Below are 18,718 nucleotides of genomic sequence, written 5' to 3'. Positions count from 1 at the left end.
AACGCTCGGCCGGGGATGACAGCCGGCTCCAGCGTCTTCATCGTTAGCAGAGCCTCGCAATCCTCATGATCCAACAGCATCCCGAGCGCTCGGCGCTGGTCGCCATCCTTTGCGTCGCCGGCGCGGCCCTGATCTTTGCCGTGCTGGCCGGCCTGGTCACGCAGGGAGGCACGGAAGCCTTCGATCGCGCCATTCTCCTGATGATGCGCAATCCCGCTGATCTCACCGATCCGCTCGGGCCGGGCTGGCTCGAGGAAATGATGCGCGATTTCACCGGCCTGGGCGGCGTCGGCGTGCTGACGCTGACCACCCTGGTCGTAGCGGGTTTTCTTGCGCTTTCGGGATCGCCGCGCAGTGCCGTCTTCGTCATCCTCGCCATCGGCAGCGGCATTCTGATGAGCTCGCTCTTGAAATACGGCTTCGACCGGCCGAGGCCGGACCTGGTGGCGCATGGGTCCAGGGTCTACACCTCGAGCTTTCCCAGCGGCCATTCGTTCATGTCCGCCACCGTCTATTTCACGCTCGGCATCATGCTGGCCCGCAGCTTTCCCTCGCGAGCCCTGTCGATCTACATCATGGTGGTGTGCACGCTGCTGACCTTCGTGGTCGGCATCAGCCGCGTCTATCTCGGGGTGCACTGGCCCACCGACGTGATCGCCGGCTGGGTGATCGGCGCCGGCTGGGCCCTGTTCTGCTCGCTCCTGGCGCAGCGTCTGTCGGGACATTGATCAGCCAGACTTCGCCGGCGGCGCATAAACTTCGATGGCGTGGCGCCGGAGCTTGAAATGCGCCGGCGTCCAGGTGGTAAGCTCGCCGTCGGTGTTGACCGGGCGCGGCCGGTTGGTGCGGATCACCAGTTCGGTGGTAGCGAAGGCCCGCACATCGTCCCACTGGCCATGGGTACCCTTGCGCAGGCTCGGCAGCAGCTTGAGCAGGCGCCACCAATGATCGACCTCCAGGCTGTAGAAATCCAGCTTGCCGTCGTCCGCCGTGGCGGTTTGCTCGACGCTCATGCCGCCACCGTAATATTTGCCGTTGCCGACCGAGACCTGCAGGGTCTTGATCCTCTCGGTGTGGCCGTCATGGTCGAGATAGGCGGTGAAAAGCTGCGAGCGCGCCAAGAGCCGGGCCGCCACGATGCCATAGCCGAGCTTGCCGAACATCTTCTTGGCCTTCTCGGAGAGCTCGGCGGCAAGGTCGGCACTGAAGCCGATGCTGGCCACGTTGAAATAGAGCTGGCCATTGACTTCGCCCAGGTCCATGGGTCTGGGCTGCCCCGATACGATGAGCTCGGCAGCTTGCACAGGATCGGCCGGGATCTCGACCGTGCGGGCGAAATCGTTGGCGGTGCCGAGCGGCAGCACGCCCAGCGGCAGGCCCGCCTCCATCAGCCCTCGGGCGGCGGCGTTGAGGCTGCCGTCGCCACCACCGACGATGACGAGGTCGCACTCCTCCCGGCGCCGCAGGATCACGTCGGCGATCTTCTCATCCCCTTCCGGGCTCGCCTCGAGGAGATCGATGCCGCCCGTCTCCAGCACCTTGCGGATCGCATCGGTGCCCTTGCCGCCATTGCGCGCGTTGGGATTGACGATGAAAAGGGCACGCCTGCCCTGTCGTGAATCAACCATACTCTTCCCCAGTGCCCCTCGCGCAGGGCGCGAGACCTAAAACCGAATTGCCTAATCGGCAATCTGGCGCATTCCGTGGCCATGGCACGGCGAAGTTCGGGATCTCGGCCCTGTCGAAAAGCGCGGCATCCGGTGTGCCGGCCACGCTCCATCGGCCTGATGGAGCTGGGAAGACCTATTCCGCCGCCTCGGCCTTCGTCGCCTCGTCCGCCTCGATATGACCGGAACGGATGCGAATCATGCGGTCGCAGCGGGCGGCAAGACCGAGGTCGTGCGTCACCAGCACGAGGGTGGCGCCGCGCTCGCGCTTCAAACGGAACATCAGTTCGACGATGCCCGCGCCGGTGCCCTCGTCGAGATTGCCGGTCGGCTCGTCGGCGATCAGGATGGCCGGCTCGGGCGCCAGGGCGCGGGCCAGCGCCACGCGCTGCTGCTCGCCACCCGAGAGCTGGGCCGGATAATGGGCTTTGCGTGCCCCGAGCCCCACAGCCTCCAATTCGGCTTCCGCCCTGGCGAAGGCATCGCGCCGACCGGCCAGTTCCAGCGGCACGGCGACATTTTCGAGCGCCGTCATGGTGGGGATGAGGTGGAAGGACTGGAAGACGATCCCGATATGCCGCCCGCGGAACTTGGCGAGGCCATCCTCGTCGAGGACACCAAGATCCTGCCCGGCGATGCGGATGCTGCCGCTGTCGGGCCGCTCCAGGCCGCCCAGCGTCATCAAAAGCGTGGATTTGCCCGAACCGGAAGGACCGACGAGGCCAACCGCTTCCCCCTGCCTTATTTTCAGCGTAACGCCCTTGAGAATGTGAACGCGCGCCGCACCGGTGCCGAGGCTGAGATGGACATCAGCCAGATCGATCGCTTCGCTCATTCGCATCCTGCCTGAAAGGTTTTCGTGATCGTGTATCGTATCTATGCATCGATTGTGGCAATTCTCACATTGCTTGTCATGACCCCGCTCACGAGCGTGTCGGCAGCCGCCGAACCGCTGCGGCTGGTGGCCCTGGGCGACAGCCTCACCGCCGGGCTTGGCCTGGAAGCCAAGGATGCCTATCCCGCCAAGCTGCAGGCCGCCCTCGCCAAGCTCGGCGTCGAGGTGGTCATCGACAATGCCGGCGTCTCCGGCGATACCACCGATGGCGGCCTCGCCCGGCTCGACTGGTCGGTGCCCGACGGTACCAAGGCGGTGCTGATCGAACTCGGCGCCAACGACATGCTGCGCGGGCTCGATCCCAAGCTCGCCCGGGCCAATCTCGCCGCCATGCTGGAGCGCCTCAAGGAGCGCAAGATCCCGGTCCTGCTCATGGGCATGCGCGCCGCGCCCAATCTCGGCGCAGACTATCAGAAGGCGTTCGATGCTGTTTACCCCGATCTCGCAAGCCAATATGGGGCTGTACTCTATCCCTTCTTCCTGGATGGCGTCGCTGGCACACCGGGCCTCAATCAGGCCGACGGCATGCATCCGACCGCCGCCGGCGTCGACGTGATCGTTACAAGGCTGGCGCCGGTGGTAGCGGAGTTCGTAAAGAAATTGCGATAAGGCTGCGCATCAAAGGTTGAGCGCGTCAGGCGCCGAGGCAATTTCAAGGGAGGCAGCACGAATGGGCATCGAGGCGCGAGCGAAGGGTGAATTGCGGCTCATTCCGGCGCGCAAGGGCGTGGCCGAGCGGGTGAAGGCCGGGCAGACTGTGACGGTGATCAACACCCATGGCAGCCAGGTCGTCGACAGTTGGGCCTTCAATGCCGAGGATCCCGGCGAGTTCATGTCGATGGAGCACAGCCGCGGCGCCATGCTGCGCGTCAATCCCCAGGTCGGAGACACGCTGCGCAGCAATCGCCGCCGCCCCATGCTCACCTTGACCGAGGACAATTCCGGCGGCATCCACGACACGCTGATCGCCGCCTGCGATCGCTATCGTTATGAGCAGCTAGGCCATGTTGGCCATCACGACAGTTGCACCGACAATCTGGCGAATGCCCTGGCTTCGGTCGGCGTCACCGACGCGGAGACACCGAGCCCGCTCAACCTGTTCATGAACATCCCGGTCGGTGAGGACGGCAGCGTCTCCTTCCAGCCGCCGGTGTCGACGCCGGGATCCCATGTCCGCCTCAGGGCCGAGATGGACCTGATCATCGTTTTCTCGGCCTGTCCCCAGGACCTGGTGCCGGTAAACGGCGCCGACTGCATCCCCCAGGATGCGCATTACACCATCGACTGACCGCCTCAGGCGCGGCTTGAGAGCAGAGTGCTCTGTCATCCCCGGCGCCGCCATAGGCGGCGGGAAGGGGATCCAGGGGCCGAAAGGACTTCGCCTGGAATTCCTGGATCCCCTTTCCTCGCCACTGCGTGGCTCGCCAGGGATGACAATCTCTTCGATATAACCCTTCAGATAAGAGCCCTCTGGCTCCCCGGACAGGAACGAAAAAGTGAGCAGCAACAATTCCTTCCAGCCGCTCGATTCGGGCGTGGTGCCGCGCTTTGCCGGCCCCTCCACCTTCATGCGCCTGCCCATGGCAAGGCCGGAGGAGGTCGAGATCGCCCTGGTCGGCATTCCCTTCGATGGTGGCGCGACCAATCGTACCGGCGCTCGGCACGGCCCCCGTGAGATCCGCAACCAGTCGAGCCTGGTGCGGCGGGTACACCACGTCACCGGCATCTCGCCCTTCGACCGGGTACGGGCGGGCGATTGCGGCGATGCGCCGATCAATCCGCTCGACCTCATGGCCAGCCTGGAGAGCATCGAGGCCTTCTATGCCGAGATCCATGCCGCCGGCGCCCGCCCATTGACGGCGGGAGGCGACCATCTCACCACCCTGCCCATCCTGCGCGCTTTGGCAAAGCAGGCCCCGGTGGGCCTCATCCAGTTCGACGCTCATTCCGACACCTATGACAGCTTCTTCGGCAGCCGCTACAACCACGGCACGCCGTTCCGCCGCGCCATCGAGGAAGGGCTGGTCGATCCCAAGCGCATGATCCAGATCGGTATTCGCGGCGCGATCTCCGACGCAGCCAATTACGACTTCGCCCGCGCCGCGGGCGTCCGCATCGTATTCATCGAGGAGTTCATGGCCCGCGGCGTGGCCGATGTCATGACCGAAGCGCGCGCCATCATCGGCGAGCACCCCGCCTATCTCACCTTCGACATTGACGCGCTCGATCCTTCCTTCGCGCCTGGCACGGGCACGCCGGAGATCGGCGGGATCTCCTCGCGCGAAGCCCAGGCGATGATCCGCCTGATGGAAGGCGCCAATCTGGTCGGCGCGGACCTGGTGGAAGTCTCTCCGCCACTCGACCCCTCGGGCCTCACCGCCCTGACCGGCGCAACGCTGATGTTCGAGCTGCTCTGCGTGATGGCGAGTGGCGGCTGAGGTAATCCGGTTTTACGGTTATCCCGGATCTGCGGCGCAACACTGCATGCCGCACCGCGCGAGGGATGACCGACGTCCTCACATCACCAGGCGCAGCGGCTTGTCGATGGCCTGCAGCACGCGCGCCAGATCGTGGCCGCGCTTGAGGATCATGCCGGTCGGCGCCAACACGCTATAGGCGCCCTGGCGCTGGGCGAGCGAGGGATCCTTGACGATGCGATAGAGCGGCATCTCCGAGGCGCGCCGAAAGATGGAAAACACGGCCTTGTCGCGCAGGAAATCGATGGCGTAGTCGCGCCATTCGCCATGGGAGACCATGCGACCGTAGAGATTCATGATCTGGCGCAGTTCGTGCCGGTCGAAGGCGATGGCTGGTGGATCGGGGCGGCGCGAAGCGGGAAGGTGCGCGACATCTGCGCTTTCGCTTCGCGAAAACAGCGATCCAGGCGGATCAGCCTCCGTCATGACGCCTCCTGTGTAAGCGGCTTGTCGTCACAGTGTCATGATTGCGCCGATCCGCCTCGCATTCAAGTTTTATTGCCTCCCGAACCGGTCATCGCAGGGGAAGACTGCCGTCTCCGGTGGAAAGCCGGCCGTAAAGCTCGGGCCGGCGATCGCGAAACAACCCCCAGGCGGCGCGTTCGGCGCGAATCGCCTCAAGATCGAAGCTTGCCGTCAGCACGGCTTCGCCGGAGCGCCCCGCCTCCGCCACCAGCTCTCCGTGCTGGCCGGCAATGAAGGAAGAACCGTAGAAGGTCAGATCCTGCTCGCCGAAGCGCTCGACACCGATGCGGTTGGCCGCCATCACCGGCATGATATTGGCGCCGGCATGGCCGCGCATCACCGTGCGCCAATGCTCCATCGAATCGAAGCCGGTGGCGGGCTCGGAGCCGATCGCGGTGGGATAGAGCAGTGCATCCGCACCCATCAGCGCCATGGACCGCGCCGCTTCGGGGAACCACTGGTCCCAGCAGATGCCGACGCCGATGGTGCCGAAACGGGTAGGCCAGACCTTGAAGCCGGTATCGCCGGGCCGGAAATAGAACTTCTCCTCATAGCCCGGCCCGTCCGGGATATGGGACTTGCGATAGAGGCCGAGGACGCCGCCATCGGCGTCCACCATGACGAGGCTGTTGTAATAGGCTTGGTTGGCCCGCTCGAACAGGCTGACCGGCAGGACCACGCCGAGCTCGGCGGCAAGGGCGCGCATGGCCTTGAGGGTCGGATGATCCTGGTCCAGCGTGCGCGCCTTGGCGAAATGCTCGGCCTTCTCCTCCTGGCAGAAATAGAGATCCTCGAACAGTTCCTGCACGAGCACGATTTGGGCACCAGCACCGGCCGCCTCGCGCACCAGGCGCGTTGCCGTGGCCACATTGTCGTCAACGCTGTCGGTGCAGGCGAACTGCACCACGCCGAAGGTCGTGTTGGCCATCATACCTCCTCGAAGCCGGTAAGGACGCCAACCGCATTCACCGCGATTTCGGCCACGGCATAACCGCCTTCCATCACGAAGAGCGTCGGCAGCCCGAGCTTGGCGATCCGCGCGCCGATGAGCGGATAATGCTCGGTCTTCAGCTTAAAGGCGCTGATCGGGTCCTTCTCGAAGGTATCGACCCCGAGCGAGACCAGCAGCACGTCGGGCTTGTAGGCCGCCGCCTTGGCGCAGGCATCGTCCAGTGCCGCGCCCCAGACTTCGAAGGTGGTACCTGCCGGCATGGGATAGTTGACGTTGAAGCCCACACCCTTGCCGGCGCCTGTCTCGTCGGCATGGCCGAGGAAGAAGGGATATTCGTTGGCGGGGTCGCCATGCAGGTTGAGCACCAGCACGTCGTCGCGCTCGTAGAAGATCTCCTGCGTGCCATTGCCGTGATGATAGTCGACGTCGAGGATGGCGACCTTGCGTGCGCCATTGTCCAGGAACCATTGCGCCGCCACGGCCGCATTGTTGATGAAGCAATAGCCGCCCATGAAACCGGAACCGGCATGATGGCCGGGCGGACGGCAGAGGGCGAAGGCCGACTTCTCGCCACCCTTGACCAGTCCCGCGGCCGTCAGCGCCACCTCATAGGAGGATTTGATCGCGTCCCAGGTGCCCTCCACGAAGGTCGCCCCGGCGTCGAAGGAATAATAGCCGAGCAGCGCCTCGATCGATTCCGGCGGCTTGTCGCCCCTCAGGCCGCGCGTCGGCCAGGTAAAGGGCATCGCCGTGCCCTCGCGCCCGGCAGCCTTCCACATCGGATAGGCCCGCCCGAGGAAATCGATGAAATCAGGCTTGTGCACGCGCAAGGCGGCATCGAGCGAATGGGTTTGCGGCGCCAGCACCGGGCCGAGCCCGACCGCGTCGATGCGGGCGCGGATGAATTCGGCACGCGAGGGCATCTCGAAGGCCGGCACGATGGCGCCGGCCACCAGTTCGACATTGCCGGCATGGCCCTTGTGACGCTCGGAATAGACGGATTTCATCGGGGAGCGGGTTCCAGTGACTGTTCCTGGAATTGTGATCACAATTTCCAGGCCTTAGCAAGGGCAACCAGATCGAAGGGGACAACCGGCGCCATTCTGCCCCTATTGCTTTTACCTAGGGGCAATGTTTCATTCGCCGGACGGGATGACATTTGCATGATACGAGCTAAGAAGCATTCCGATACCACCCAGGGAGGTTCTATGCGTTTCGTAAAATTCGCGGCCGGCGCATTGGCGCTGATGGCCAGCATGGGCATGGCCAGCGCCAAGGATTGGTCGACCATCAAGATCGGCACCGAGGGGGCCTATCCTCCCTTCAACAGCCTGACGCCATCGGGTGAGATCGTCGGCTTCGACGTCGACATCGCCAAGGCCGTCTGCGAGAAACTGAAAGCAAAATGCACCGTCGTCGCACAGGATTGGGATGGCATCATTCCTGGCCTGAAGGCCGGCAAATACGATGCCATTTTCGCCTCGATGTCGATCACGGACGAGCGCAAGAAGCAGGTCGATTTTTCCAGGTCCTATTACCAGACGCCGGCCGTCTGGGTCGCTCCCAAGGACAGCAAGATCAAATCCTTCGACTCCGAAGGCCTGAAGAGCGCCATCGTCGGCACCCAGTCCTCCACCATCCATTCCAACTTCCTGGAGGGTGAGATCGGCACCGGCGGCGCGCAGGTGAAGCTCTATCCCGCCCAGGATGAGGCCAATGCTGACCTGGCCGCAGGGCGTATCGACGCCGTCGAGGCCGACAAGAGCGCCATGACGGAGTGGCTCAAATCCGATGCCGGCAAGTGCTGCGAGATCAAGGCCGAGATCGACATCAAGAAATATGTGAAATATTTCGGCACTGGCGTCGGCGCGGCCGTGCGCAAGGAGGATACGGATCTTCGCGACGCCATCAGCAAGGCGATCGAGGAAATCCACGCCGACGGCACCTACCAGAAGCTGAACGCCAAGTATTTTCCGTTCGACCTCTGGGTGCCCTGACGCCACCGCCTGAGACGCGTGACGCATAGGCCGCTGGCCCCGTATGAGGCCAACGGCCATGACGTGACGGCGCATTGATCGGCCTGGCATCGAATCCGGTGCCAGTGCCCTATCCCGATGGCTCGGCGGCGGGGAGACGGAATGGAACTTCTGGGATTTGGCGCAACGGGATGGGGACCCCCGCTGCTGCAAGGCGCCATGATGACCCTGGGCCTGGCCTTGTGCACCCTGCCTTTCGGCCTGTTGCTCGGGCTCGCCGTGGCGATGGCCAAGAATGGCGGCCCCATATGGCTCGGCGTCGTCTGCGGTATCTATACCTCGCTGTTTCGCGCCTTGCCCGAGCTTCTCACCATCCTGATTGTCTATTTTCTGGGCCAATCCGCCATCAATGCGCTTCTGACGGCCCTGGGGATCGGCATCCAGATCGAAGTCAGCGGTTTTGCCGCCGGTTTCATGGCCCTCGGCCTGGTGCTCGGCGCCTTTTCCAGCGAGGTCTGGCTCGGCGCCCTGCGCAGCCTTTCCAGAGGACAGAGCGAGGGGGCGACCGCACTGGGCCTCAGCCGCGGCCAGACATTCCGCATGATCATCCTGCCGCAACTGATCCGCACGGCCCTGCCCGGCCTCGGCAACAATTGGATGGCGCTCCTCAAGGACACCTCGCTCGTCTCCGCCATCGCCGTCAGCGAACTGATGTACATGACCAACCGAGCCGTGTTTGCGACCAAGCAGCCCTTGATGTTCTATGCAGCCTGCTGCCTGCTCTATCTGGTGATGGCCATCCTGTCCGGCGTCGCTCAGACGATGCTGGAAAGGTATTTTAATCGCGGCCAGAACCTGGCGAGGGCTTGAGCATGGATACGCTTTGGTCCGGTTTTCTCGGCCTCGTCGGTGATATCGGCCTCAACGCCGATCTGCTGGCGACCTACGGCCCGCGCTTCCTGGCCGGCCTGCGCCTGACGCTGCTGCTGGTCGCCCTGGCAATGGTGCTCGGCGCCTTGCTGTCCTTCCCGATCGCTCTGGCGCGCATGTCGCGCAATTCGATCCTGAGGGGGCTGGCCTATGGCTATATCTATTTCTTTCGCGGCACGCCGCTGCTGGCGCAGGTCTATCTGATCTACAACGGTCTTGGCATCTTCCTTGGTACCCACAAATCCTTCTTCGAGGATCTCGGCCTGTGGTGGCTGCTGCGCGACGGCTTCTACTACGCGGTGGTGGCCTTCACCCTGAATACTGCCGCCTATCAGGCCGAAATCCTGCGCGGCGGCATCGAGTCGTTGCCGAGGGGCCAGACCGAGGGAGGCCTCGCCCTTGGCCTGCATGCAGGCCAGATTTTCCGCAAGATCATTCTACCCCAGGCCCTGATGGTGAGCCTGCGCCCCTATGGCAACGAGTTGATCCTGATGCTCAAGGCGAGTTCGGTCGCCGCCCTTGTGGCGGTACCGGAACTGATGGGCGTGACACGTCTTGCCTTCTCGCGCACATTCGATTTCCAGGCCTATATGTGGACCGCGATCATCTACCTGATCATGGTCTTCGCCATCGCCCATGTCTGGAACCTTCTGGAGAAGCGGCTGACGCGGCACCTGCATCGCGCCATGCCGCAATTGGCGGCGACCGCTCAGGCGCATTGAGTCCCGGTGGGCCGGTCTTCTCGGCTCCGTCGAGAGATGGAGCGGAACCGGCACACCAAAGCTAGATCCTGTCGACCAGGGTGGCGCCAGCCTGCCGCATGGCGTCAATCCCCGCAGCGACGGAACCATCGAGATCGATGCCGCGGCAGGCATCGAGTACGACGATGGTCTCGAAGCCCAGGCGCCTGGCATCCTCGGCCGAGAAGCGCACGCAGAAATCGGTGGCGAGGCCGACGCAGAACAGTCGACCGAGACCGCGTTCCTTGAGATAGCCCGCGAGCCCGGTCGGGGTTTTGCGATCGTTCTCGAAGAAGGCCGAATAGCTGTCGATGGCGCGATTGTAGCCCTTGCGGATGATCATCTCCGCCCTGGGCAGGGCCAGGCCGGGATGGAATTCGGCCCCCTGGCTGCCCTGGATGCAATGATCGGGCCAGAGCGTCTGCTCGCCATAGGGCATGGTCGTCGTGGTGAACGGCGCCTTGCCCGGATGGCTGGAAGCAAAGGAGGAGTGGCCGGGCGGGTGCCAGTCCTGCGTCAGCACGCAATGGGCGAAATCCACGGCCATCCGGTTGATATCAGGCACCACTGAATCACCGTCGGGCACCGCCAGAGCCCCGCCCGGGCAGAAGTCGTTCTGCACGTCGATCACCAACAGGACGTCGTTCGGGCCGGGCTTCATGAAATCTCTCTCTTCACGGCGTTATGCCTCTATCTTGATCACCCCGGCTGGAAGATCAACTTGCCTTTGATTCTCAGGGAGCTACACAGAAGAATAGGCTGCGGATTGCGACTCGCGGCCGGCAAAGGCAGGACCCCATGCGTCCAGATTTCTCTCCCGCCATCGTCGACGCCGAGCACAGCTATTTGCTGCATGGCCAGCGCTTGACCGCCCCCTCCCTGTTGCCGGGTCTCCATGTGGTGGCGACGCCCATCGGCAATCTTTCGGACATCACGCTTCGGGCGCTGACCACGCTGGCGGCCGCCGATCTCATCGTCTGCGAAGATACGCGCGTCACCAGCCGCCTCACCAATCATTATGGCATCAGCGCCCAGCTCCTGGCCTATAACGACCACAACGCGCCCCGCGTACGGCCCCAGATCCTGGAGCGCCTTACCAGCGGCCAGGGCGTCGCCCTGGTTTCGGACGCCGGCACGCCGATGGTGTCGGATCCCGGCTTCAAGCTGGTGCGCGAAGCGATCGAAGAGGAAATTCCCGTCTTCGCGGCGCCCGGCCCCTCCGCCGCGCTTGCGGCGCTGGCCGTCGCAGGCCTGCCGACCGACAGCTTCTTTTTCGAGGGCTTCCTGCCCAACAAGGACGGTGCCCGGTCCAACCGCCTCGCCGAGCTCAAGACCATTCCCGCCACCCTGATCTTCTACGAAAGCGGCCCGCGCCTCGCCGACAGCCTAGCCGCCATGGCGACGGCACTCGGCGATCGAGCAGCGACCGTGGCGCGGGAACTGACCAAGGCCTACGAGACCGTCTATCGCGGCACGCTGGTGTCGCTGGCCACCGATTTCGCCATTGCCGACGAGCCGCGAGGCGAGATCGTCGTGGTGGTCGGCCCGCCCGTCGAGGAACCAGCCAGCGCCGACGACATCGAGGCATCGCTCGCCGCGGCCCTCGAAACGCTTTCGGTGAAGGATGCCGCCGCCGCGGTCTCGGCCCGCCTTGGCCTGTCCAAGCGCGACGTCTATGCCCGCGCCGTCGAGATGGCCTCGGAGCGCCGCAGCAGGGCCTCTTGAGCAGGCTCGAACGCCAGGCTGCCTTCCGTGTCGGCCTCAATGCCGAGACAAAAGCGGCCTGGGTGCTGCGCCTCAAGGGCTATCGCCTGCTCGCCCGCCGCTTCAAGGTGCCGGGCGGCGAGATCGACCTGATCGCCCGGCGCGGCAGCACGCTAGTGTTCGTTGAAGTCAAGGCACGAGCGGATCTGGCGGTGGCGCTCGAAGCGATCACGCCCACCCAGCAGCGGCGTATAGCCACCGCCGCCCGGGCCTGGCTGGCGCGCCATCCCGATCAGGCCCAGCTCACCCAGCGTTTCGATGCGATCTTCGTGATGCCACGGCGCTGGCCGCGACACCTGGAGAACTGGTTCGAAATGGATCTGGGATAAGGGGAGCTGATCTTCAAACGACTGCGTCACGAATGAGGCACGACCCCACCCTCCCCACGAAGCTGGGGAAGGATTACCGCGCCCTACCAGCAACCGCCACATTGCAGGCCGGTCCTGCAAACCAGTCCTCCAAGACTTACCGCCCCAGTACCCGGTTCAGCCAATCCGCGATCGGCCGGCCGGTGTTCCGCGGCGCATTGGCCGTCATCACCGGCTCGACAGCCACCGGCTGGTCCTCCGGCGCTCCGTCGAATTGCGGCTGCGCCGCGATGACGTCCTCCGGCGGCGGCGCCTCGCGCACCCAGGGCTTGCCGGGCAACGGCGCCGGCGACACGCCCTTGTGGGCACCGCGCATGAACTCGTTCCAGATCTGGGCCGGCAGGCTGCCGCCGGTCATGCGCGAGGTGGAAGTGCCGTCGTCGTTGCCGAGCCAGACGGCCGTCACCATGTGGCTGGTATAACCGATGAACCAGGCATCGCGATAATTCTGGCTGGTGCCGCTCTTGCCGGCCGATTGCCAGCCTGGCAGGCCATATTTGCGCGCCGTGCCGACCGTCAGCGTCTGGCTCATCATCGCATTCATCATGCCGACCTTGTCGTCCTCGATGACGCGCTGATTGCCGGGAGCCTGGCGCTGGAACAGCACCTTGCCCTTCTCGGTCTTGATGCTCCTGACCACATAGGGGATCACCATGCGCCCGCCATTGGCGAAAGTGGCATAGGCCGAGGTGATCTCCAGTGGTGTGACTTCCGAGGTGCCGAGGGCGATGGAGGGATTGGGCTCGAGATTGGAATTGATGCCGAGGCTGTGGGCAACCGCCACCACCGCCTTGGGGCCCACTTCGGCGCACAGGCGCACCGCGACCGTATTGAGCGAGAGGGCAAGCGCTGTGGTCAGCGAGACCGGGCCGCGATATTCGCGCGAGAAGTCCTTCGGGCTCCAGCCCGCCAGAGTGATCGGCGCATCGTCACGCACGGTTTCGGGCGTGGCGCCGTTCATCAGCGCGGCGAGATAGACGAAAGGCTTGAAGGTGGAGCCGGGCTGGCGATAGGCCGAGATCGCCCGGTTGAACTGGCTTTCGGCATAGGAGCGCCCGCCCACCATGGCGCGCACGGCGCCATCGGGATCCATCGCAACCAGGGCCCCCTGGCTCACGCGCAGCTTGCCGCCGGACTTGTCGAGGCCCTGGCGCAGGGATTGCTCGGCAAGGTTCTGCAGCTTGGCGTCGATGGTGGTCTCCACCACCACGTCGGTGTCGAGCGGGCCAGTGAGATCGCTGAGCTGGTTGGAAATCCAGTCGGCCGGATAATTGCCGGAAGAGCGAACCGCCAATTTGGAAACCTTGACCGGCGTGGCCTGAGCCGCCTTCTCGTCCTGTGCGGAAATCGCCCCGGTATCGACCATGGCGTCGAGCACGAGCTGGGCCCGGTCATGCGCACCCTTGGGGTTCTTGGTCGGGTCGAGTGACGACGGAGCCTTGACCAGGCCGGCCAGGGTCGCGGCTTCGGCAATGGTGAGATTCTTGGCAGGTTTGCGGAAATAACGCTGCGCCGCCGCCTCGATGCCATAGGCACCCGCGCCGAAATAGACGCGGTTGATATACATCTCCAGGATCTGGTTCTTGGAGAATTTGCGCTCGAGATAGACGGCGAGGATGGCCTCCTGGATCTTGCGGCGCAGGCTGCGTTCCGGCGTCAGGAAGACGTTCTTGGCCAGCTGCTGGGTCAGCGTCGAGCCACCTTGGGTCAGGCGATGGGTGGTGAGATAGACATAACCGGCGCGGGCCAAGCCCTGCGGGTCGACGCCGTAATGGGAATAGAAGCGCCGATCCTCGATGGCGACGAAGGCCAGAGGCACATATTTCGGCAGATCCTTGAGCGAGACGGCGGCGCCGCCCATTTCGCCCTGATTGGCGAGCACGGTGCCATCAGCCGAGACGATCTTCACATTGGGCGGCCGCGGCGGCACTTCCAGGTTCTGGATCGGCGGCAAATTGGCGGCATACCAGGCCACCACGCCGCCAACGCCGAGCAGGCCCCACATGCACATCACGAAGGACCAATAGGTCAGGCGGTAGAGCATCGAGCGGCGGCGCTTGGGCTTGCGTCCTCCGCCGCCAGAACTACCACCGCCTCCGCCGCGGCGGGACGAACCACCGCCACTTCGAGAGGAGGATCCGCCGAACAGGCTCCAGCCCTTCTTCGAACGCACGGCCTTGGCGCGCGAGGGCGCGCGATCGCGCTGCTCCAGCGGTACGGGCGCGGGCCGATCTTCCCGGGTCAGGCGAAACGTATCGCCCTGATCGGCCTCCTGGCCTGCTTCCGGCTCGAAACGCGGCTCGACCCGCTCAACCATGCGCCGTTGCCCTTGCGCCATCCTTGCCTTCCAAAACTCCAGAACAAAGCGCGTTCAAGCGTGGACGCTCCCTTGCTCTAACTCATCATTTCCAGCCGATCCGACGGATTGGCTATCGCGTCATTACGATTGTCTTGCCAATTCTTGGCGATACCGCCAATCGCAAGACGCCCCTGCAATCAGACCAGTCATAGCAGCGTTGGGTTAACAACGGTTACCACCGGAATTTCCTCCTGCTTTCCGCTGCGCGAAAGGCATGAACAAGGCGTCAATCCGTCATTGTCGTGGCGCATTCAAGCATCGATGCCGTGCAAAGCGTGGAAAAACCATGCAGGCCGCGGCAGGCGAGAGCAAAACGCGTTTGGACGCAAACGCTTCTTCGCCCTCGCTCTATGTTTTGATGCGTCATTGCGATTCTTAGCGATTCCGCCAAATCGCAAAACGCTTTGGCCCTTTCGTAAAATCTCCGCGCCTTGTAGGAGACGTTTCCTGGAGCGTTTTGCGACACTTGGCTATTCAGCCAAATCGCAAAACGCTCCAGGAAACGGCAGGAGGATCTATGGCGCTCATCTACAAGATCTTGACGGTGCAACAATGGCGCAATGCCGAGGCCAGCGGGCGCTTCGATGGGGCGCCCGTCGATGTCCAGGATGGCTACATCCATTTTTCCTCCGCCGAGACAGCGCAGGAGACGGCCGCCCGGCATTTTGCCGGGCAGGACGATCTCATTCTCGCCGCCGTCGAGGCTGACAGGCTGGGCGAGGCCCTCAAATGGGAAGTCTCGCGCGGCGGTGCCCTGTTCCCGCATCTTTATGCCGCCCTGCCCCTCGATTTGGTCGAATGGACGGCGCCCCTGCCGCTCGGAGCGGACGGCCACCATGTCTTCCCGCTCGAGTTCCTTTCGAGCCAGCAGCCATGATCGGCGCAGCCTTCGCCCTGATCCGTCCCCGCTTGTTCCGGATGGATCCCGAGCAAGCGCATGAGGCTACGCTCTCCGCCCTGCGCAGCCTGCCGATGCCGCCTTCCCTCCCCGATCCGGCCTCGCTCAAGGTAAAGGCCTTCGGGCTCGATTTCCCCAATCCGGTCGGCGTGGCCGCCGGCTTCGACAAGAATGCCGAGGTCGTCGATCCGCTGTTCAAGCTCGGCTTCGGTTTCGTGGAGATCGGCAGCGTCACGCCGAGGCCGCAGGATGGCAATCCCCGCCCCCGCCTGTTTCGCCTGCCGGCGGACGAGGGCGTGATCAACCGCTTCGGCTTCAACAATCAGGGCCATGCCGCCGTACTGGCCCGCCTCAAAGCCCGCAAGGGCCGCGGCATCCTGGGTGTCAATGTCGGCGCCAACAAGGACAGCGAGGACAAGGCCGCCGACTATGCCGCCGGCATCATCGTCTTCGCCCCGGTCGCTTCCTATTTCACCCTCAATATTTCCTCGCCCAACACGCCGGGCCTGCGCAATTTGCAAAAGCGCGAGGCGCTCGACGAATTGCTGGCCCGTGCGGTGGAAGCGCGCGATACGGCCGCGCTCATCGGGCCGCGTCGCCCGCTTCTTCTCAAGATCGCGCCCGACGTCACCATGTTCGAACTCGACGACATCGTCGACCGCGCCCTCGCCCACAAGCTCGACGGCATGATCGTCTCCAACACCACGATCTCCAGGCCCGAGACGCTCAAGGAGCGTGAGACGGCCAAGGAAACCGGCGGCCTGTCGGGCGCGCCCTTGTTCGAACTCTCCACGCAGGTGCTGGCCGAAACGGCGCGGCGTGTCGGTGGCCGTTTCCCCTTGATCGGGGTCGGCGGCATTCATTCAGCCAGGACCGCCAAGGCCAAGCTCGAGGCCGGCGCCACGCTGGTGCAGCTCTATTCGAGCCTGGTCTACAAGGGCCCCGGCCTGATCCGGCAGATCAAGAAGGGACTGCGGTAATCGTCCGGGATCGCAGGCGTTCTTGCCCGCGATCCCAGAAGTCATTACGCCGCCTTCTTTTCCGGCTTGAAGCGCTGGTAGAAACGCTCATCCTTTGCAGCCATGTCGCGCAGCAGCTTGTTGGGCTGGAAGCGCGGGCCAAAGGCGGCTGCCAGCTTATCGCACAGGGCCACGAAGGCCTTGCTGCCCATGCCGTCGATATAGGACAGGGCTCCCCCCGTGAACGGCGCAAAGCCGAAGCCGAGGATGGAGCCGACATCCGCCTCGCGCATGTCGGTGATGATGCCGTCCTCCACGGTACGAGCCGCTTCCAGTGCCTGGACCACGAGGAAACGGTGCTTCAGGGTCTCCTTGTCGATGGTGTCGGGATCGAGTTTCACCGCCTGAAGATCCGACAGGCCCGGCCATAGCCGCTTGGAGGCGCCGGCGGGATAATCGTAGAAGCCCTTGCCGTTCTTGCGGCCGAGGCGGCCATGCTGATTGAGCAAAGCATCGAGCAGCTTCTCCTGCGCCGGATCGATGGCGGCCTCACCGAGATCCTTCTTGGTGGCCTGCAGGATCTTCCATGCCAGGTCGATGGCGATCTCGTCGTTGAGCGAGAGCGGCCCGACCGGCATGCCGGCCGCGCGGGCGACGTTCTCGATCATCGCCGGCGGCACGCCCTCGCCCAGCATCAGATGGCCTTCGCGGATATAGTTGAGCACGCAGCGATTGGCGAAGAAGCCGCGGCCGTCATTGACCAGGATCGGCGTCTTCCTGATCGCCCGCACGAAGTCGAACGCCACGGCGATGGCCTTGTCACCGGTCCTGGCACCCTTGATCACCTCGACCAGCAGCATCTTGTCGACCGGCGAGAAGAAATGCACGCCGACGAACTGTTCGGGACGGGCCGAGTTCTCGGCCAGCGAGGAGATCGGCAGCGTGGAGGTATTCGATGCGAAGACGGTATCCTCGCTGATCACTGCCTGGATCTTCTTGATCACCTCGGCCTTGACGGTGCGATCCTCGAACACGGCCTCGACGATGAGGTCGACGCCCGCGAGCGCGTTGAAATCGGCCGTGGCGGTGATTCGGCCGAGCAAGGCTTCCTTGTCCGCCATCGAGGCGCGGCCCTTCTTGATCTGGCCGGTGATCAGGCCGTCGGAATGGGCCTTGCCCTTGTCGGCGGCTTCCTGATCGCGGTCAACAAGCACCACGTCGAGCCCGGCCAGTGCCGAGACATAGGCGATGCCTGCGCCCATGAAGCCGGCGCCGACCACGCCGACGCGCTTGAGGTTGGACGGCGGCAGGGCCGGACGGCGCGCGCCCTTGTTCAACTCCTGCATGGAGACGAACAGAGTGCGGATCATCGAGCGCGCCTCGGTCGAGCGCAGCACATGGGCGAAATAGCGCGATTCCACCGTGAGCGCGCGGTCGAAGGGCAGCTGGAGGCCCTCATAGACCGATTGCAGAATGGCCCGGGCGGCGGGATAATTGTCGTATGTCTCGCGGCGATAGAGCGCGTTCGCCGGCGGGAACACCATCATGCCGGCCTTGGAATAGACCGGGCCGGCCGGCAGGCGGAAGCCTTCGACATCCCAGGGCGCCACCGGCGAGCCACCGTCCCTGATCCATTCCTTGGCCTTTACAACCAATTCCTCACGCGGCGCGACGGCATGCAGCAAACCCATCTTCTGGGCCTGGCTGATGCGCAGTTGATCGCCCTTGAGCAGCATCTGCAGGGCCTGGTCCGGCTTCATCAGGCGGGACACGCGGGTGGTGCCGCCGGCACCGGGGAACAGGCCGACCTTGACTTCGGGCAGGCCGACGCGGGCCTTGTCATTGTCGGAGGCGCCGATGCGGTAATGGCAGGCCAAGGTAAGCTCGAAAGCGCCACCCAGGCAGACGCCGTTGATGGCGGCAGCGAAGGGCTTGCCTGCGGTTTCGATGCGTCGATAGAGCTGGGAGAGAAAGCGGCTCTCGGCGAAGAAGGTCTCCATCGCCTTCTCTTCGCCGAGCTCGGCGCGCGCCTTGGCATAACGCTGGCCCATGCCCTCGAGCATGGTGAGGTCGGCGCCGCCGGAAAAAGCGTCCTTGCCCGAGGCGATCACGCACCCCTTGATGGCGGCATCGGAGGTCACGCGCTCGAGGATCTGGCCGAGCTCCTCCATCACCTCCACGGTGATAACGTTCATCGAGCGGCCGGGCATGTCCCAGGTGGCGAGAGCGATACCGTCGCTGTCGACATCGAAGCGGAAATTGTTCATC

The 18,718-nt window shown here is 64.3% G+C and carries 19 protein-coding genes; 11 read left to right on the top strand and 8 right to left on the bottom strand.

From position 1 onward, the window contains the following. The first annotated feature begins 65 nt into the window (after window positions 1-65). On the top strand, window positions 66-728 hold the full coding sequence (locus ACZYTC_RS00505) for a phosphatase PAP2 family protein (RefSeq protein ID WP_434958023.1): 663 nt from the start codon (window positions 66-68) through the stop codon (window positions 726-728). Here the strand turns inward: ACZYTC_RS00505 and ACZYTC_RS00500 are convergent, their stop codons facing one another. Together ACZYTC_RS00500 and ACZYTC_RS00495 are read right to left on the bottom strand one after the other, a co-directional pair. Then, the gene (locus ACZYTC_RS00500) at window positions 729-1,628 is read right to left on the bottom strand and encodes a lipid kinase (protein ID WP_434958024.1); all 900 of its coding nucleotides are present in this window, start codon (window positions 1,626-1,628) and stop codon (window positions 729-731) included. A 175-nt stretch (window positions 1,629-1,803) separates the two neighbouring features. Continuing rightward, entirely contained in the window at window positions 1,804-2,502 is a 699-nt protein-coding gene (locus ACZYTC_RS00495) for an ABC transporter ATP-binding protein (protein ID WP_434958025.1), read from the bottom strand. 78 nt (window positions 2,503-2,580) lie between these two features. Between ACZYTC_RS00495 and ACZYTC_RS00490 the strand changes: the two genes are divergently transcribed. From ACZYTC_RS00490 to speB, 3 genes are all read left to right on the top strand, one after another. Beyond that, on the top strand, window positions 2,581-3,171 hold the full coding sequence (locus tag ACZYTC_RS00490) for an arylesterase (RefSeq protein WP_434958026.1): 591 nt from the start codon (window positions 2,581-2,583) through the stop codon (window positions 3,169-3,171). Between the two features lie 61 nt (window positions 3,172-3,232). Further along, window positions 3,233-3,850 (top strand): DUF1989 domain-containing protein, encoded by a 618-nt coding sequence (locus ACZYTC_RS00485; protein ID WP_488988661.1) that lies wholly within the window; start codon window positions 3,233-3,235, stop codon window positions 3,848-3,850. A 280-nt stretch (window positions 3,851-4,130) separates the two neighbouring features. After that, window positions 4,131-5,000 carry an agmatinase gene (speB, locus tag ACZYTC_RS00480; protein WP_441770522.1) on the top strand — a complete coding sequence of 290 codons (870 nt, stop codon included), beginning with the start codon at window positions 4,131-4,133 and terminating at the stop codon, window positions 4,998-5,000. Between the two features lie 78 nt (window positions 5,001-5,078). On the opposite strand, the gene ACZYTC_RS00475 is transcribed toward speB, so the two are convergent. From ACZYTC_RS00475 to ACZYTC_RS00465, 3 genes are all read right to left on the bottom strand, one after another. Further along, window positions 5,079-5,465 carry a DUF2794 domain-containing protein gene (locus ACZYTC_RS00475; protein ID WP_488988660.1) on the bottom strand — a complete coding sequence of 129 codons (387 nt, stop codon included), beginning with the start codon at window positions 5,463-5,465 and terminating at the stop codon, window positions 5,079-5,081. An 88-nt stretch (window positions 5,466-5,553) separates the two neighbouring features. Next, window positions 5,554-6,432 carry an N-carbamoylputrescine amidase gene (gene aguB / locus ACZYTC_RS00470; protein WP_454816848.1) on the bottom strand — a complete coding sequence of 293 codons (879 nt, stop codon included), beginning with the start codon at window positions 6,430-6,432 and terminating at the stop codon, window positions 5,554-5,556. Beyond that, on the bottom strand, window positions 6,432-7,463 hold the full coding sequence (locus ACZYTC_RS00465; protein WP_434958028.1) for a histone deacetylase family protein: 1,032 nt from the start codon (window positions 7,461-7,463) through the stop codon (window positions 6,432-6,434). Before ACZYTC_RS00465 ends, aguB begins: the two co-directional genes overlap by 1 nt. A gap of 201 nt (window positions 7,464-7,664) precedes the next feature. Here ACZYTC_RS00465 and ACZYTC_RS00460 point away from each other — a divergent pair, with 201 nt between their 5' ends. The 3 genes from ACZYTC_RS00460 (at window position 7,665) to ACZYTC_RS00450 (ending at window position 10,084) form a co-directional block, all read left to right on the top strand. Then, on the top strand, window positions 7,665-8,453 hold the full coding sequence (locus tag ACZYTC_RS00460) for a transporter substrate-binding domain-containing protein (RefSeq protein WP_434958029.1): 789 nt from the start codon (window positions 7,665-7,667) through the stop codon (window positions 8,451-8,453). 141 nt (window positions 8,454-8,594) lie between these two features. Continuing rightward, window positions 8,595-9,302, top strand: coding sequence for an ABC transporter permease (locus tag ACZYTC_RS00455; RefSeq protein ID WP_488988659.1), 708 nt, complete (start codon window positions 8,595-8,597; stop codon window positions 9,300-9,302). 2 nt (window positions 9,303-9,304) lie between these two features. Next, a complete protein-coding gene (locus ACZYTC_RS00450) occupies window positions 9,305-10,084 on the top strand; it encodes an ABC transporter permease (protein ID WP_434958031.1) in 780 nt (259 codons plus the stop codon). Window positions 10,085-10,145: 61 nt separating this feature from the next. On the opposite strand, the gene pncA is transcribed toward ACZYTC_RS00450, so the two are convergent. Continuing rightward, on the bottom strand, window positions 10,146-10,763 hold the full coding sequence (pncA, locus tag ACZYTC_RS00445; RefSeq protein ID WP_488988658.1) for a bifunctional nicotinamidase/pyrazinamidase: 618 nt from the start codon (window positions 10,761-10,763) through the stop codon (window positions 10,146-10,148). A gap of 137 nt (window positions 10,764-10,900) precedes the next feature. Here pncA and rsmI point away from each other — a divergent pair, with 137 nt between their 5' ends. Next, window positions 10,901-11,827 (top strand): 16S rRNA (cytidine(1402)-2'-O)-methyltransferase, encoded by a 927-nt coding sequence (gene rsmI / locus ACZYTC_RS00440; RefSeq protein ID WP_434958033.1) that lies wholly within the window; start codon window positions 10,901-10,903, stop codon window positions 11,825-11,827. Beyond that, the gene (locus ACZYTC_RS00435; RefSeq protein WP_488988657.1) at window positions 11,824-12,195 is read left to right on the top strand and encodes a YraN family protein; all 372 of its coding nucleotides are present in this window, start codon (window positions 11,824-11,826) and stop codon (window positions 12,193-12,195) included. The genes rsmI and ACZYTC_RS00435 overlap by 4 nt, the downstream gene beginning before the upstream one ends. 136 nt (window positions 12,196-12,331) lie before the next feature. Here ACZYTC_RS00435 and ACZYTC_RS00430 read toward each other — a convergent pair whose 3' ends face one another. Next, window positions 12,332-14,572 (bottom strand): transglycosylase domain-containing protein, encoded by a 2,241-nt coding sequence (locus ACZYTC_RS00430; RefSeq protein ID WP_434958035.1) that lies wholly within the window; start codon window positions 14,570-14,572, stop codon window positions 12,332-12,334. A 538-nt stretch (window positions 14,573-15,110) separates the two neighbouring features. Here ACZYTC_RS00430 and ACZYTC_RS00425 point away from each other — a divergent pair. Beyond that, a complete protein-coding gene (locus ACZYTC_RS00425) occupies window positions 15,111-15,470 on the top strand; it encodes a DUF952 domain-containing protein (RefSeq protein ID WP_488988656.1) in 360 nt (119 codons plus the stop codon). Beyond that, complete coding sequence (locus ACZYTC_RS00420) at window positions 15,467-16,471, top strand: quinone-dependent dihydroorotate dehydrogenase (RefSeq protein ID WP_434958037.1); 1,005 nt, start codon at window positions 15,467-15,469, stop codon at window positions 16,469-16,471. The genes ACZYTC_RS00425 and ACZYTC_RS00420 overlap by 4 nt, the downstream gene beginning before the upstream one ends. A gap of 44 nt (window positions 16,472-16,515) precedes the next feature. On the opposite strand, the gene ACZYTC_RS00415 is transcribed toward ACZYTC_RS00420, so the two are convergent. Beyond that, complete coding sequence (locus ACZYTC_RS00415) at window positions 16,516-18,717, bottom strand: FAD-dependent oxidoreductase (RefSeq protein WP_488988655.1); 2,202 nt, start codon at window positions 18,715-18,717, stop codon at window positions 16,516-16,518. Between the last annotated feature and the right edge of the window lies 1 nt (window position 18,718).

This window comes from Labrys sp. F242, from assembly GCF_057813875.1.
The sequence above is the reverse complement of the archived record's forward strand: the minus strand, read 5'-3'. Positions and strand labels throughout refer to the sequence as shown.

Bases quoted from the DNA above. Each gene is read 5' to 3' on its own strand.
- speB (WP_441770522.1), top strand. From the start codon at position 4,131: ATGCGCCTGCCCATGGCAAGGCCGGAGGAGGTCGAGATCGCCCTGGTC.
- ACZYTC_RS00425 (WP_488988656.1), top strand. From the start codon at position 15,111: ATGGCGCTCATCTACAAGATCTTGACGGTGCAACAATGGCGCAATGCC.
- pncA (WP_488988658.1), bottom strand. From the start codon at position 10,763: ATGAAGCCCGGCCCGAACGACGTCCTGTTGGTGATCGACGTGCAGAAC.
- ACZYTC_RS00415 (WP_488988655.1), bottom strand. From the start codon at position 18,717: ATGAACAATTTCCGCTTCGATGTCGACAGCGACGGTATCGCTCTCGCC.
- ACZYTC_RS00495 (WP_434958025.1), bottom strand. From the start codon at position 2,502: ATGAGCGAAGCGATCGATCTGGCTGATGTCCATCTCAGCCTCGGCACC.
- ACZYTC_RS00490 (WP_434958026.1), top strand. From the start codon at position 2,581: ATGACCCCGCTCACGAGCGTGTCGGCAGCCGCCGAACCGCTGCGGCTG.
- ACZYTC_RS00420 (WP_434958037.1), top strand. From the start codon at position 15,467: ATGATCGGCGCAGCCTTCGCCCTGATCCGTCCCCGCTTGTTCCGGATG.
- ACZYTC_RS00455 (WP_488988659.1), top strand. From the start codon at position 8,595: ATGGAACTTCTGGGATTTGGCGCAACGGGATGGGGACCCCCGCTGCTG.
- ACZYTC_RS00505 (WP_434958023.1), top strand. From the start codon at position 66: ATGATCCAACAGCATCCCGAGCGCTCGGCGCTGGTCGCCATCCTTTGC.
- ACZYTC_RS00485 (WP_488988661.1), top strand. From the start codon at position 3,233: ATGGGCATCGAGGCGCGAGCGAAGGGTGAATTGCGGCTCATTCCGGCG.
- ACZYTC_RS00475 (WP_488988660.1), bottom strand. From the start codon at position 5,465: ATGACGGAGGCTGATCCGCCTGGATCGCTGTTTTCGCGAAGCGAAAGC.
- rsmI (WP_434958033.1), top strand. From the start codon at position 10,901: ATGCGTCCAGATTTCTCTCCCGCCATCGTCGACGCCGAGCACAGCTAT.
- ACZYTC_RS00500 (WP_434958024.1), bottom strand. From the start codon at position 1,628: ATGGTTGATTCACGACAGGGCAGGCGTGCCCTTTTCATCGTCAATCCC.
- ACZYTC_RS00460 (WP_434958029.1), top strand. From the start codon at position 7,665: ATGCGTTTCGTAAAATTCGCGGCCGGCGCATTGGCGCTGATGGCCAGC.
- ACZYTC_RS00430 (WP_434958035.1), bottom strand. From the start codon at position 14,572: ATGGCGCAAGGGCAACGGCGCATGGTTGAGCGGGTCGAGCCGCGTTTC.
- ACZYTC_RS00450 (WP_434958031.1), top strand. From the start codon at position 9,305: ATGGATACGCTTTGGTCCGGTTTTCTCGGCCTCGTCGGTGATATCGGC.
- aguB (WP_454816848.1), bottom strand. From the start codon at position 6,432: ATGGCCAACACGACCTTCGGCGTGGTGCAGTTCGCCTGCACCGACAGC.
- ACZYTC_RS00465 (WP_434958028.1), bottom strand. From the start codon at position 7,463: ATGAAATCCGTCTATTCCGAGCGTCACAAGGGCCATGCCGGCAATGTC.